14 protein-coding genes and 1 tRNA gene are annotated in these 12453 nt (G+C 39.8%); 6 read left to right on the top strand and 9 right to left on the bottom strand.

All coding sequences use genetic code 11. From position 1 onward, the window contains the following. Positions 1–15: 15 nt before the first annotated feature. Positions 16–87: transfer RNA gene (locus EWE74_RS14715), tRNA-Arg, on the bottom strand. A gap of 180 nt (positions 88–267) precedes the next feature. On the opposite strand from EWE74_RS14715, the gene EWE74_RS14710 reads away from it, so the two are divergent. From EWE74_RS14710 to EWE74_RS14685, 6 genes are all read left to right on the top strand, one after another. Beyond that, the gene (locus tag EWE74_RS14710; protein ID WP_130142268.1) at positions 268–900 is read left to right on the top strand and encodes a peroxiredoxin; all 633 of its coding nucleotides are present in this window, start codon (positions 268–270) and stop codon (positions 898–900) included. A 65-nt stretch (positions 901–965) separates the two neighbouring features. Continuing rightward, the gene (locus tag EWE74_RS14705) at positions 966–1280 is read left to right on the top strand and encodes a thioredoxin family protein (protein ID WP_130142267.1); all 315 of its coding nucleotides are present in this window, start codon (positions 966–968) and stop codon (positions 1278–1280) included. After that, the gene (locus EWE74_RS14700) at positions 1261–1518 is read left to right on the top strand and encodes a DUF6952 family protein (RefSeq protein WP_130142266.1); all 258 of its coding nucleotides are present in this window, start codon (positions 1261–1263) and stop codon (positions 1516–1518) included. Before EWE74_RS14705 ends, EWE74_RS14700 begins: the two co-directional genes overlap by 20 nt. A gap of 251 nt (positions 1519–1769) precedes the next feature. Beyond that, on the top strand, positions 1770–4220 hold the full coding sequence (locus EWE74_RS14695) for a PIG-L family deacetylase (RefSeq protein WP_130142265.1): 2451 nt from the start codon (positions 1770–1772) through the stop codon (positions 4218–4220). Between the two features lie 15 nt (positions 4221–4235). Further along, positions 4236–4433: a hypothetical protein gene (locus tag EWE74_RS14690; protein ID WP_130142264.1), complete on the top strand. Its 198-nt coding sequence runs from the start codon at positions 4236–4238 to the stop codon at positions 4431–4433. A gap of 105 nt (positions 4434–4538) precedes the next feature. Beyond that, on the top strand, positions 4539–6236 hold the full coding sequence (locus EWE74_RS14685) for a sodium:solute symporter (protein ID WP_130142263.1): 1698 nt from the start codon (positions 4539–4541) through the stop codon (positions 6234–6236). Here EWE74_RS14685 and EWE74_RS14680 read toward each other — a convergent pair. The 8 genes from EWE74_RS14680 to EWE74_RS14645 form a co-directional block, all read right to left on the bottom strand. After that, the gene (locus EWE74_RS14680; RefSeq protein WP_130142432.1) at positions 6216–7076 is read right to left on the bottom strand and encodes an N-acetylmuramoyl-L-alanine amidase; all 861 of its coding nucleotides are present in this window, start codon (positions 7074–7076) and stop codon (positions 6216–6218) included. The genes EWE74_RS14685 and EWE74_RS14680 overlap by 21 nt on opposite strands. A gap of 81 nt (positions 7077–7157) precedes the next feature. Further along, entirely contained in the window at positions 7158–8192 is a 1035-nt protein-coding gene (locus tag EWE74_RS14675) for a DUF3078 domain-containing protein (protein ID WP_130142262.1), read from the bottom strand. A 6-nt stretch (positions 8193–8198) separates the two neighbouring features. Continuing rightward, positions 8199–8903: a hypothetical protein gene (locus tag EWE74_RS14670; RefSeq protein ID WP_130142261.1), complete on the bottom strand. Its 705-nt coding sequence runs from the start codon at positions 8901–8903 to the stop codon at positions 8199–8201. Between the two features lie 53 nt (positions 8904–8956). Further along, positions 8957–9802: a glucosaminidase domain-containing protein gene (locus tag EWE74_RS14665; protein WP_130142260.1), complete on the bottom strand. Its 846-nt coding sequence runs from the start codon at positions 9800–9802 to the stop codon at positions 8957–8959. 6 nt (positions 9803–9808) lie between these two features. Beyond that, a complete protein-coding gene (locus tag EWE74_RS14660; protein ID WP_130142259.1) occupies positions 9809–10555 on the bottom strand; it encodes a glucosaminidase domain and LysM peptidoglycan-binding domain-containing protein in 747 nt (248 codons plus the stop codon). Between the two features lie 22 nt (positions 10556–10577). Further along, complete coding sequence (locus EWE74_RS14655) at positions 10578–11213, bottom strand: O-methyltransferase (protein ID WP_130142258.1); 636 nt, start codon at positions 11211–11213, stop codon at positions 10578–10580. 131 nt (positions 11214–11344) lie between these two features. After that, a complete protein-coding gene (folE, locus tag EWE74_RS14650) occupies positions 11345–11977 on the bottom strand; it encodes a GTP cyclohydrolase I FolE (protein ID WP_130142257.1) in 633 nt (210 codons plus the stop codon). A gap of 27 nt (positions 11978–12004) precedes the next feature. Beyond that, a complete protein-coding gene (locus EWE74_RS14645) occupies positions 12005–12418 on the bottom strand; it encodes a 6-pyruvoyl trahydropterin synthase family protein (protein WP_130142256.1) in 414 nt (137 codons plus the stop codon). Positions 12419–12453 lie beyond the last annotated feature (35 nt).

The raw sequence follows: 12453 nt of genomic DNA, 5'->3' as shown, positions 1-12453 counted from the left end.
TTTTCCCATCTTTAGTAGCCCCGAGCAGAATCGAACTGCTATCAAATGTTTAGGAAACATCTATTCTATCCGTTGAACTACGGGGCCAATACTAATGGATACAAAAATAACTTTTTTTTCCAACTTAAACCATAACCATTAGTTATATAAACGATATATTCTTTATAGATTTTGACGATATCATATAAAGATTTTTGATGTTTTATTGACAATAAAAACTCCTACTTTTGTACTGCAAAAAGAAAGAACAAAATAAATATAATTATTATGAGTTTTACAGGTAAAAATTTTCCAAACATTTCAGTTGACGCAATTGATTATTTAGGTGACAACTTTACTATCAACGTATTTGAAAAAGCAAAGGCAGAAAACAAAAAAGTATTGTTGTTCTGGTATCCAAAAGATTTCACTTTTGTCTGTCCTACAGAACTACACGCTTTCCAAGAAGCTGCTGAAGAGTTTGCAAAGAGAAATACCATCTTAATCGGTGCTTCTTGCGATTCTGCAGAGGTTCATTTTGCTTGGTTAAATACAGCAAAAGACAACGGCGGTATCGAAGGTGTGGAATATCCACTTATTGCGGACACTAATCGCAACTTATCAAGTGTATTGGGTATTTTAGAGATGAAAGAAGTAGAACACCCTGAATACGGGACGCTGGTAGAAGGTTCTGCTGTTTCATACCGTGCGACTTATCTTATCGACGAGACCGGTAAAGTATTCCATGAATCTGTAAACGATATGCCATTAGGCCGTAACGTGAAAGAATACATCCGTTTGATCGACGCATATACACATGTTCAGAAACACGGAGAAGTTTGTCCTGCCAACTGGGAAGAGGGTAAAGATGCTATGAACGCTACACGTGAAGGCGTTGCGACTTACCTATCTGCAAACTAGTTATAACAGTATTCGAAAAAAGACTGAAAGGAGAGGTTCTCTCTCCTTTCATAAAATCAAATTTTATGTTACAGGAATTAGAAAAAGACGCTCTACAAGAAATTGTAGACAACAACGATACCGTATTGGTACAATTTTCGGCATCTTGGTGTGGAAACTGCCGCATCATGAAACCTAAGTTCAAAAAACTAGCGTCGGAAAACGATAATGTTTCCTTCGTAATTGTTGATGCGGAGAAGTTTCCAGAGTCCAGAAAACTTGCCAATGTAAATAATTTACCAACTTTTGCATCCTACAAAAACGGAAAACTGGTAAATCAAGTACAAACAAATAAAATTGACGGTTTAATAGATTTATTAAATGAAATTACCAGTAATTAAGCATCTTATCGAGTTTATAGAACAGAACGACGCAGATTTCGTGTTGGAAACTATCGAAACACTAGAGGCGTTAACGGAGGTTTCCTCTCTCAAAGATGAGGAACTTGATGTAATCGGTGAATTGATTTCCAATATGTATGGAGCGGTAGAAGTCGACAAGCTAATAAAAGAAGGAACCCCTAAAAAAGAAGCATTAAACGGCTTTATGCAAAGAGTGCTTGGATCTATCGACAAATAAACAAAACACATAGCTGTTTATAACTTTGCTTATGTGGAAAAGTTTTTCGCCATTAAGGGCGCTATTTTTATTTATTAATCCTATTTTTACTTGTACCATATAAGGTTACTATTTTAAAACTATCGACTGTTCCGTTTGTTTTTTAAAATCCGTTGGACGAATTGGAAGTTTTAGACAAAAGATTTTTAATTGTTGGTAAAAGGAATCAGAAAGTATCTGGTTCCTTTTATTTTTTCCTATTTTTAGGCATTATGAGACGACATATTATCTGCATTTTTCTGGCACATCTTTTCACGGCTCACTTTTCTTTTGCACAATCTACCTATTCCAGTAGTTCTGCAGATATACAGTTGCAAATGGAACGACTAAATGTCTTAGGTTCTGTACTCTATTTTGCTGCGCACCCGGACGATGAGAATACGAAATTAATATCCTACCTCGCTTCTGAACGCAACGTGCGAACCACTTATCTCTCGTTGACGCGCGGTGATGGCGGACAAAACTTAATAGGAACCGAACAAGGAATTGAACTAGGGCTAATACGGACTCAGGAACTCCTTCAGGCGCGTAAGGTGGATGGGGGAGAGCAATATTTTTCTTCCGCATTCGATTTCGGTTTTTCTAAAACTTACGACGAAACCTTTAAATTTTGGCAAAAACAAGAAGTATTACGAGAAGCTGTATGGCTTATCCGAAAGTTACAACCGGATGTGATTATTACGCGATTTCCTCCTGATGAGCGTGGCGGGCATGGCCACCACCAAGCTTCTGCCATACTTGCACACGAGGCCTTTGTAGCTGCCGGCGATCCTAAAATGTTTCCCGAACAGCTAAACGAATTACAACCTTGGCAGGCTAAACGCTTGCTCTGGAATACCGCCAACTTTATGCGCCTTCAAGGAGACGATTCTAATCGACTCCGCATTGATATCGGTCAATACAACCCTTTATTAGGCAAGTCCTATGGTGAATTGTCCGCCATCAGCCGTTCACAACACAAAAGCCAAGGCTTTGGGTCGGCAAGTACCAATGGTGTATCACTCGAAACATTTGAAAATGTAGCGGGCACGAAGGCAACGGAAGATCTGTTCGATGAAATTGATCTATCTTGGAACCGCATCCCTCACAGCGAATCTATTCAATTGGCCATCCAAAAACTCCTATCATCTTTTAACGCCAATAGGCCGCAACTCTCTATTCCTCAACTCGCCACCATATGGCATGAAATCCAAAAATTGGAAAATAGTTACTGGAAGGAAAGAAAGAGCAAAGAAGTAGAAAATATCATCCTTGCTTGTGCAGGGATAAAAGTCGAAAGCCTTACACCTAGATTACGTTTAGTAGAGGGGCAGCCGATAGCTTTTCAAACAGAAATCGTCGTCCGCAATCCCGATGTCCACGTGGAACTTTTACATATAAACGAAAATAAAATTGGACAAACGCTCCCTTCAAACGAAGTAATAACCTTCGAGCAAATTCTTCCACCAACAAACATCACTCAACCGTATTGGTTGCGCAAATCGCATACACAAGGTAAATTTGATGTTGATCCAAAGCATTTTGGTTATCCTATGAGCCCCGATTTACCTGCCGCTCATATTTATTTCAACGTAGCGGGAGTTCCTATTCATATACAAACACCGTTACAATATCGCTATGTTGATCCCGTAAGGGGAGAGGTACACGAATATGTGGAAGTTGCACCGGTCGTTACGGCCTCCATAGAAGTCAATAACCTGCTTATTCAAAAAGGTGAACAGAAAACCTTAACGGTTACATTTCAAAGGCACGGTGAAATAAACAAAGACATACCTATCGATATAAACCTTTCATCTTCAGGATGGAAAATATATCCCGAAAAATTGATTTTATCTTTCCCTGAAGGACAAGACATCCTTTCCAAGACCATTGCGATAAGCAATCTCCAAACGACCCATAACGAAACAACATTAAGCTTCTCGGCCAGTGGAAAAAAGTTGAAAGATATCCGGGAGATTACATACGACCACATCCCCCGGCAGACATGGTTTCCCGATGCGGAAGTGAAACTAAACCCCATTACATTAATCAATCCCGTAAAAAGGGTCGGTTACATTATGGGAGCAGGCGATCTCGTTCCGGTAGCATTACGAAACATCGGTACCACAGTCGACATACTGGATATAGCCAAACTCCGATCAGACGTGCTGCAGCAGTACGATGCCATTGTATTTGGCGTACGAGCATTAAATATCCATACCCATATTACACAAAAACTACCGTTAATTTATAACTATATACAGGACGGCGGTGTCGTTTTAATGCAATACAATGTTAACTCTAGATTACAGGAGGAACATTTTTCACCTAAACCAGCACCGTTCACCATTACCCGTACTAGAGTAACAGAGGAAGACGCAAAAGTCACCTTTACCGATCCTAAGGACCCCATATTAAATTATCCGAACAAGATTACACCCGAAGACTTTAATGGTTGGGTACAGGAACGAGGGCTTTACTTTGCAGAAAACATCGATCCTAGTTATCGCACACCTCTTGCCATGAGCGACCAAAATGAACCGCAACACAACGGCGCTTTACTCATACATCGAATGGGGAAAGGTAAATTTATTTATACGTCTTTATCTTTTTTCAGACAATTACCTGCCGGAGTTCCCGGAGCTAATAGATTATTTGTAAATTTGTTAGCAAAAGAAAAATAGAAACTATATAGTATAATGGAAAATCAAGTAGAAAGCAACGAAAACCTAAATGTAAAAGGTATTATCCTAGTACTCGGCACCATATTCGGTGCTTTGATTTCGATCATCGTTAAGGGTACTTTTTTAGGTTTTATCGGCGGTTTAGTGATAGGATTCGCATTGGCGGTCTTCTTCATCAGCGTAATCCTTCCCCATAAACCAAGTGACAGATAAGGGCCTTCCTCCGTTTGTAAAAAGCTGGCGACAGTTCTATATACTTGTTTGTATATGGCTAGCCGCGTGCATTTTACTCATGTATTGGTTCACTAAATATTATTCATGAGTACTATTGATTGGATAGTACTCTTTTTTACGCTGCTGCTCATTGTCGTCTATGGCATCTACAAAAGCAGAGGTATCAAAAATATCGATGGGTATATCGTTGGTGATCGCGAACTGCCCTGGTATAATGTAGGACTCTCTGTGATGGCGACACAGGCTAGTGCCATCACATTCTTATCGGCTCCAGGACTTGCCTACTCCTCCGGAATGAGTTTTGCCCAATTCTATTTTGGACTACCACTGTCGATGATTGTCCTATGTATCACCTTTGTGCCCATCTTCCATCGGTTAAGGGTCTATACGGCTTATGAATTTCTCGAAAAGCGATTTGATGTGAATACTCGTGTACTCACAGCATTACTTTTTTTGATCCAACGAGGGGTCTCAACTGGCATCACCATCTTTGCGCCATCTATCATTCTTTCGAGTATCCTACATCTTGATGTGACGTATACTACACTTATTATCGGAACAATGGTTATCTTCTATACCGTTTGGGGTGGAACAAAAGCGGTCTCCTATTCGCAATTACTGCAGATGGGTATTATTTTTACGGCGCTATTGGCTGCGGGGGTTATGGTTGTCCGCTTTTTACCCGCCGATATTGGTTTCACAGAAGCACTACATATTGCCGGAAAATCTGGCAAGACCAATGCCATAGACTGGAGTTTCGATCTTAGCAATCAATACACCGTGTGGACAGGCCTCATCGGTGGATTTTTCCTGCAGCTTTCATATTTCGGCACCGACCAAAGCCAGGTAGGTCGATACCTAACAGGATCGTCTATTCGTGACTCCAGATTAGGGCTTCTCCTTAATGGTTTGCTAAAGGTACCCATGCAATTTTGTATTTTATTGATTGGTATCTTAGTTTTTGCTTACTATCAGTTCCATACACCTCCATTATTTTTCAATAATGTAGAGGTGGCAAAAATCGAAAACAGCCAATACAGCGATGAATATACCGCTATAATACAACGTCACGAAGCCATTGGTGCAGAAAAAAAAGAATGGGTAGAAAAATTGGTCTTGGCGATTAAGGCCGATGATTCCGAAGCAATTGACGCTTCCCGCCACGCCCTTCAGGAGAAGAACCAACAAGATCAGGTGCTACGAAAAGAAGTAGAAACCCTATTGCAAAAAAATAACCCCGGTGCCGAGCTCAATGATAACAATTATATTTTCCTGTCGTTCGTAACAAGCACCTTTCCAAAGGGGCTAATCGGATTATTGATTGCGATTATTTTCCTAGCCTCCATGGGGGCAACAGCCAGTGCGATAAACTCACTGTCATCAACCACTGTAGTGGATATCTACAAACGCTTTATTAACAAAAAGGGATCCGATAGAGGCTACCTTAATGCATCAAGATTATTTACGATGGTGTGGGGCATTATCACGCTTGCCGTAGCACTATACGCCAGTCAGCTCGGAAATCTCTTAGAAGCCGTCAATATTTTAGGTTCCCTCTTCTACGGTACCATTCTGGGTATTTTCCTTGTCGCTTTTTATGTGAAACGTATCGGCGGGAAAGCGGTGTTTTGGGCCGCAGTATTTTCAGAAATAGTTGTTTTTGGTATATGGAAAGCAGATATCATGGCTTACCTTTGGCTCAACTTGGTGGGTTGTGTCTGTGTAATTGTGTTTGGGCTGATTTTACAAACGATGTTCAAATCAAAAATACCGTCGGTATAGATTATACAAAACCCGCTTATCATAATCTGTCAGTGTCTCCTCAACATCCGTAACAATAAATTTCCGTTTAAAAGCGACGATTGTTTTGTTCAGATTGCTAACGTCATAGCCCATGATACGGAGGGCGTCAACAAAACTGAAGTTGTCCGGAGGAGAAACGAGGTTACTTTCGTCATACCACACACCAAAGCCTCGGTCTGCCAATCGTTTCCAAGGGAAAAATACACTTGGGTCGTTCTTACGTGCTGGTGCGACATCCGCATGCCCTAGAAAATTGGTGAATGGTATCTGGTATTTGGTCTTTAGCGTATCCAACAATATAAGAAGTGCGTTTATTTGCGCTTCGGGAAAAATCTCTCTTCCATTATTGTCCAACTCTATGCCCAAGGAGACCGAGTTCATATCCGTGACATTTCCCCATTTTGATCTTCCCGCATGCCAGGAACGTAGATAATCATTCAACATCTGTACGACACGACCGTCCTTACCAATCACATAATGCGCAGAGACTTTGGTATGCTCCAATTGAAAAGTTCGTATGGTTTGCGCTAGGCTATGTTGTGCTGTATGGTGGATAATCACAAAATTTGGCTTTCTGATATCATAATGTATTGCTTCTGCCCAATCCACATTTCTATTGATACCCTCCCGCATCATCATTTTGATGTTATCCTCAGTCGTGAGGATTAACGGCATTGCCGTTGCCTGTTTTTCAGCTAAAAGGTCTGCTGTGCCTGGTAGTTTCACCGAATCCGTATTGATTTTAATGTTATCTACGCGCAGTACGGATGTGTTCGTATGCTGCAATACACGTTGCTTAGGCGTGCCACAAGAGGACATCAACCATAAAACAAAAATGAAATAACAAAAACTTCTCAAACGCACCAATACTTTCTCAACTAACCCTTATAACTATAAATACTATCTCGGTAATGTATAAGTCAAACCTAATGCCAAAGCTTGGCTATATTGCACCTTCACATCTTCATCTGAATTATAAACCATAATACCTGTTAATGATACATTTACCAGATTGGTAACTTTAGCGGTAAGTGTCGCATCCAAGCGGTGATCCGGGTCACTCAGCTCTTTATAGTCTGCAAATAGATTGTACCTCGATTTTATATTGAGGTTTTTTGACAGATTTCTATCTAAATTTGCCGTTATCTGAAAAGCTAGATCATTTTTAAAGTTCTCACCCGGCTTCAAACCAAATTTTTCTTGATCACTTTTGATTGGATCATTTTCCGGATACCGCAAAGCATATTCGTCTATCGTAAGTGGTTTCACCCGATCATCCAGCACCAATGTTTGTCGGGCAGTACCTGTACCCAACCGTAAGGAGAACGTATTGTCCGGTTTATATTCCAAACCGAAAGATTCTGTAAAATATCCCGGCCCCATAAAACTTGTATTATATTCATATATACGTTCCACTCCATTTTGTGTTCTATAGGTATATCCCAAATCAAACTGAGACTCAAACGTTACAGAAAAATAAAGGGCCCAGCCTTTTGATAATTTATAAGCTATCTTATGATCCCAGAAAATCCGGTCATTGTTCTTTTTTGCCAGTTGTTCTTTATTCTTAATCTTTCCGTATCTCAAGTCAATTTCCGTCACATACTGAAAGTTATTTTTATTGTATTCCGATTTATGCCATCCAAGTAAACCGATAGCAATGGAATTCACACCTCCCGCGTTCCAATTTTCGCTGAAAGAAGCTTGATTCATGTTGACCCCGAACTTCGTCCAATGTTTCCAATAATTAACCTCTAAGTCTAGTTGTGGAATGGGAACTAATACTTCTTGTAAATTAGTCGCAGGTGCTTGCGGCTTTTCCACAATATTTGTATCAGGTTTTGCCCTTAACTCTTTAAGATCGACTTGTGCCATACCTTGTTGGCCCACTACGAGTAATAAAATAACAAACAGAAAGTTTATGCTCTTAAACATGGCGTTTTATTTTTCTACTTCTAATTCAATTTCCGGTAACTTCGGTAAAAAGCGCAAGTTAGGATTTAATTTAAATATTTCATACTTGCTTCTGATATATGTTGCCAATTCATAAGGCGTGGCGATAGAAACAAAATAATAGGTAGGCCTATAATTACTCATAAAAATAGTGAGACGTTCTCCCGTTAAACCTGTAATATGGCTAACAAGATCCCGTGTAAATTTAGAATCAATCACATCTTCCTCATATTCAACTTGAATAAAACGAGTCAAGCGACGGGCATTTTTTCCCTCTCGGCTCAGCATATTATATATAGACCCGATACTAAGTCCGGCTCCCGTCGGACCTACACTAAATACAGAACCAGGATCAGCAAGCTTATACGCCTTATTAAATTCTTCTCTCCGTTGCTGTAAAACTTCTTCTGGTGAGCGCCGTGCCACCACCCTCACCTCTGGAATATAAATAGAAGTACGATCTAAATAGACCATCAAAACCTGCTGTCCGGTATACTTAATGGTATCCGTCAAGTACCCCTCTTTTGACGTAATTATTAAATCACCTAAAGAAACCCCAACTTCAAATTCACCACGGGCATTATTGAATGTATTTTCTTTGGTGTGATCGTTTTTAATGAAAGCCTTTCCCACCCGTTGATTGGTACCTTTGTCAAATACAATCCCCTGTACCGTTTTGTTTTGCGCTACCACAAAAACCGGTACATATAAAAATAAACAAAATAAGAGTATATATTTTAGGGGGGTCATTTCGAGATAACCAATAATTGACCTACTGATAACTCATCAGAAACCAAACCATTTAGCTGTTTGATTTGATCTGTACTTACACCATATCGTTGACCAATATTATAAAGCGTATCTGTTGCTTTTACTTCATAAATGACCATGGCTACGGCACTTTTCATTTCGTCCGTATCTGTTTTCGTCGTGGGTTCTTCAATTTCTTTCTCTTGAATAATTTCCTCTATCTTTTCTTCCCGCAGCTCCTTATTTACATAGGACACCTCTGGACGATCATATTGATAAAGCTGGTATCGTTCTATCAAATTAATAAGCAGTTCGGGATAGCGCGGATTAGTGGCATAGCCCGCTTCTTTCAGCCCTTTTGCCCAGCCTTTATAGTCGTTCTTATCTAATGCAAACAGCTTTTCATAACGTTTTCTCAATAGAAACTGGCTATGATCACGAAACGAATGTTCTGGGTCGTTGTATACCCGAAAACAATCTCGTACATGGTCATCTGGCCGTGTAACCGATTTTCCTTGCCACACACCGCCACATTTTATCCCGAAATGATTATTGGCTTCCTGTGCCAGATAGCTATTCCCGTTTCCAGATTCCAACAACGCTTGTGCTAATTTTATACTAGCGGGAATACCGTATTGATTCATTTCCGCAATGGCAATATCTTTATATCGCTCAATATACGATAACCCGGTTGTTGATGTAGTTCCGGGGGAGGGAGTTTGAATATGACCGGTCTTATTTTTTCCGTAATTTGGCTGTTGCAATGTTGTTCTACGTGAAGCGCAGGAACCGAATACCAGTATGGTAGTAACGAGCAGTAGAAATAAGGTCCTGTTCTTCATTTCCGATTATAATAACAAACGCTGGCCAATAGCTAATTTCGAGGATTGCAAATTATTCCGTCTTTTTAAATCATCTACCGATATATTATAGCGAGTTGCTAATTCTGAAAGTGTATCCCCTTTTGTTACGACATGGGTGTCACCCGACGTAAAATCTGTTGACGTATCATTGGCTTCCATGGAACGCAGTAATATATCTTGTTGGATTTTTGCTGCTCCACTTTTTGCTAACATTCCTTTTGCAACGGGCTGTGTTTGCATTTGGTCGTATTTATCCAAATTATAGCGTCTTATGGTCGCCAGCACTTTAGATGGCCACTCTCTAGTAGTAGAATAACCTGCACGAGCAATGCCTTTGACCCAACTTTGATAATCCTCAGCACCATGCTTTTCAAACATGGTATTTGTTGCTTTTCGACGTTGGAGCAACCCCACAAAATCGCGGTATGATTCCTTTATCGATCCATAGCCTTTATAAGCTGAACGAATAGCCTTGCTGTTATTTTTACCCTTGATTCCAAAATGATTATTTAAATGTTTAGCGATTTTACTGTTTCCGTAAGCGCTTTCATGAAAAGCAACCGCCAAAATAACAGAAGCTGGCACTCCTGTTTCGATCATCAATTGCTGAGCGATGTCTTTATGCTCCGCAATATAACTACTTGGTGAAAATTTTTGTGCAATGGTCGTAGTGACCGTAAACACAAACATTAGCAGTACCATTACATACTTACCAATACTTGTTTTTTGCATATCATTTATTTTTGTTCAACCATTACTTTTTGCGTAACACAAAAAGTCCATCTCTAATGGGCAAAATCAGCTTTTCTACACGGCTGTCTTTTGCCAAGGTTTCATTTAATTCAATTACTTTTTTTGTTTGGTTACCCGGATTGTTCGCAAAAACCCTTCCTTTCCAAAGTACGTTATCTATCAAGAGCAATCCTCCACTAGAAACGCGGTCAATAAGCGTCTCAAAATAATACAGGTTTCTCTTTTTGTCCGCATCAATAAATACCAAATCAAAATCACCGGCTATTTTCGGAATGATCTCAGCGGCATCTCCAATATAATACTTTATTTGCTCCCCGAAACGAGAAGCATCAAAATAACCTTGTACACGTTCTTCTAACTCCTCATTGATATCGATAGTATGCAGTACTCCCTCTCTATCAAGACCTTCCGCCAAACACAATGTGGCATAACCTGTAAATGTGCCTATCTCCAACACGCTTTTTGGCTTCATTAGTTTAGCCAGCATGGAAAGAACTCTACCTTGAAAATGACCAGATAACATGTGCGGCATCGTCTCACGTAAATAAGTCTCCCTATTTATACGCTTTAGAAGCTCACTTTCCGTATCACATGTCTTTTCTAAATACGTCGTTAATGCATCTTCATTTTCAAGCATAGTCGCAAAATTAACAAGTAGCACCCTATTACAAAAAATTTTAACATAAATTAAAGCATATACTATTTCACCTATATTATAAAAAAAGCCCTTTTTGAGGTCAAAAAGGGCTTTTTTTACATCATATTTTGCTAATCCAACGATGCTGTAATCAGTCTTATAAATTCCGATCGTGTAACATCATTTTGAAAAGCTCCGGTAAAAGCAGAAGTGGTTGTCACGGAATTTTGCTTCTGTACACCGCGCATCGCCATACACATGTGTTTGCATTCCATCACGACCGCAACACCCGCGGGCTTTAAAGTTTGCTGTATGCAATCCCGTATCTCATTCGTTAATCGTTCTTGTACCTGTAAACGTCTTGCAAATGCATCCACGACGCGCGGAATTTTACTCAATCCTACAATATGTCCGTTAGGAATATAAGCAATGTGCGCTTTCCCAAAAAAAGGAAGCATATGGTGTTCACACATCGAATAAATCTCGATATCTTTCACGACCACCATTTGGCTATACTCTTCTTCAAACATAGCGCTCCGCAATACTTCTGCCGCATCAACATCATATCCATGTGTCAAAAACTGCAGGGCTTTTGCAACCCGTTCGGGCGTCTTAACTAATCCCTCCCTTTCCGGATTTTCGCCAATCGCACGCAATATAGCGGGGTAATAGGAAGCAATTTCTTCTACTTGCTTTTGATTATACTGATCGATTTTAATATAACCATCTTGTTCTTCGTTTTCGAAGGATGTTAGATTACTCATTTGTTTAAATTAAAAATGGCACTTTATTTATTCGCCAAAATATTCGACAAAATTATTCTCCGTTTCGTACAGCTTGACAACATGTAATTGTACACTTTCCTGATCAAAATACGGTTTTAACACATGAAATATTTCCACGGCAATGACTTCCGTAGAGGCTTTCTTACCTTTCATAAAATCCACATCAAGGTTCACGTTTTTGTGGTCCAACTTACTGATCACGTGCTCCAAGATAATGCTTTTCATCTTCTTTAGGTCGATTAAAAAACCTGTCTCGGGGTCTATCTCACCTTTTACAGTCACAAAAAGTTCATAATTGTGCCCATGCCAATTGGGATTTGAACAATTGCCAAATACAGCCTCATTTTGCTCTTGAGACCAATCCTCGCGATAAAGCTTATGGGCCGCGCTGAACCGTTCTCGTCTTGTGATATAAATCATAATAACAAAGATAGGGGATAAAAACTATATTCTTA

It is taken from the genome of Sphingobacterium corticibacterium (assembly GCF_004208525.1).
Taxonomy (GTDB): domain Bacteria; phylum Bacteroidota; class Bacteroidia; order Sphingobacteriales; family Sphingobacteriaceae; genus Sphingobacterium; species Sphingobacterium corticibacterium.
Note: the sequence above shows the minus strand (reverse complement) of the source record. Positions and strands in the feature narration are given on the sequence as shown.

Excerpts from the sequence above, each read along its gene's own strand:
- EWE74_RS14665 (WP_130142260.1), bottom strand. The coding sequence starts at position 9,802 with ATGAAGAACAGGACCTTATTTCTACTGCTCGTTACTACCATACTGGTA.
- EWE74_RS14660 (WP_130142259.1), bottom strand. The coding sequence starts at position 10,555 with ATGCAAAAAACAAGTATTGGTAAGTATGTAATGGTACTGCTAATGTTT.
- EWE74_RS14655 (WP_130142258.1), bottom strand. The coding sequence starts at position 11,213 with ATGCTTGAAAATGAAGATGCATTAACGACGTATTTAGAAAAGACATGT.
- folE (WP_130142257.1), bottom strand. The coding sequence starts at position 11,977 with ATGAGTAATCTAACATCCTTCGAAAACGAAGAACAAGATGGTTATATT.
- EWE74_RS14700 (WP_130142266.1), top strand. The coding sequence starts at position 1,261 with ATGAAATTACCAGTAATTAAGCATCTTATCGAGTTTATAGAACAGAAC.
- EWE74_RS14705 (WP_130142267.1), top strand. The coding sequence starts at position 966 with ATGTTACAGGAATTAGAAAAAGACGCTCTACAAGAAATTGTAGACAAC.
- EWE74_RS14690 (WP_130142264.1), top strand. The coding sequence starts at position 4,236 with ATGGAAAATCAAGTAGAAAGCAACGAAAACCTAAATGTAAAAGGTATT.
- EWE74_RS14675 (WP_130142262.1), bottom strand. The coding sequence starts at position 8,192 with ATGTTTAAGAGCATAAACTTTCTGTTTGTTATTTTATTACTCGTAGTG.
- EWE74_RS14710 (WP_130142268.1), top strand. The coding sequence starts at position 268 with ATGAGTTTTACAGGTAAAAATTTTCCAAACATTTCAGTTGACGCAATT.
- EWE74_RS14680 (WP_130142432.1), bottom strand. The coding sequence starts at position 7,076 with ATGTCCTCTTGTGGCACGCCTAAGCAACGTGTATTGCAGCATACGAAC.
- EWE74_RS14645 (WP_130142256.1), bottom strand. The coding sequence starts at position 12,418 with ATGATTTATATCACAAGACGAGAACGGTTCAGCGCGGCCCATAAGCTT.
- EWE74_RS14695 (WP_130142265.1), top strand. The coding sequence starts at position 1,770 with ATGAGACGACATATTATCTGCATTTTTCTGGCACATCTTTTCACGGCT.
- EWE74_RS14685 (WP_130142263.1), top strand. The coding sequence starts at position 4,539 with ATGAGTACTATTGATTGGATAGTACTCTTTTTTACGCTGCTGCTCATT.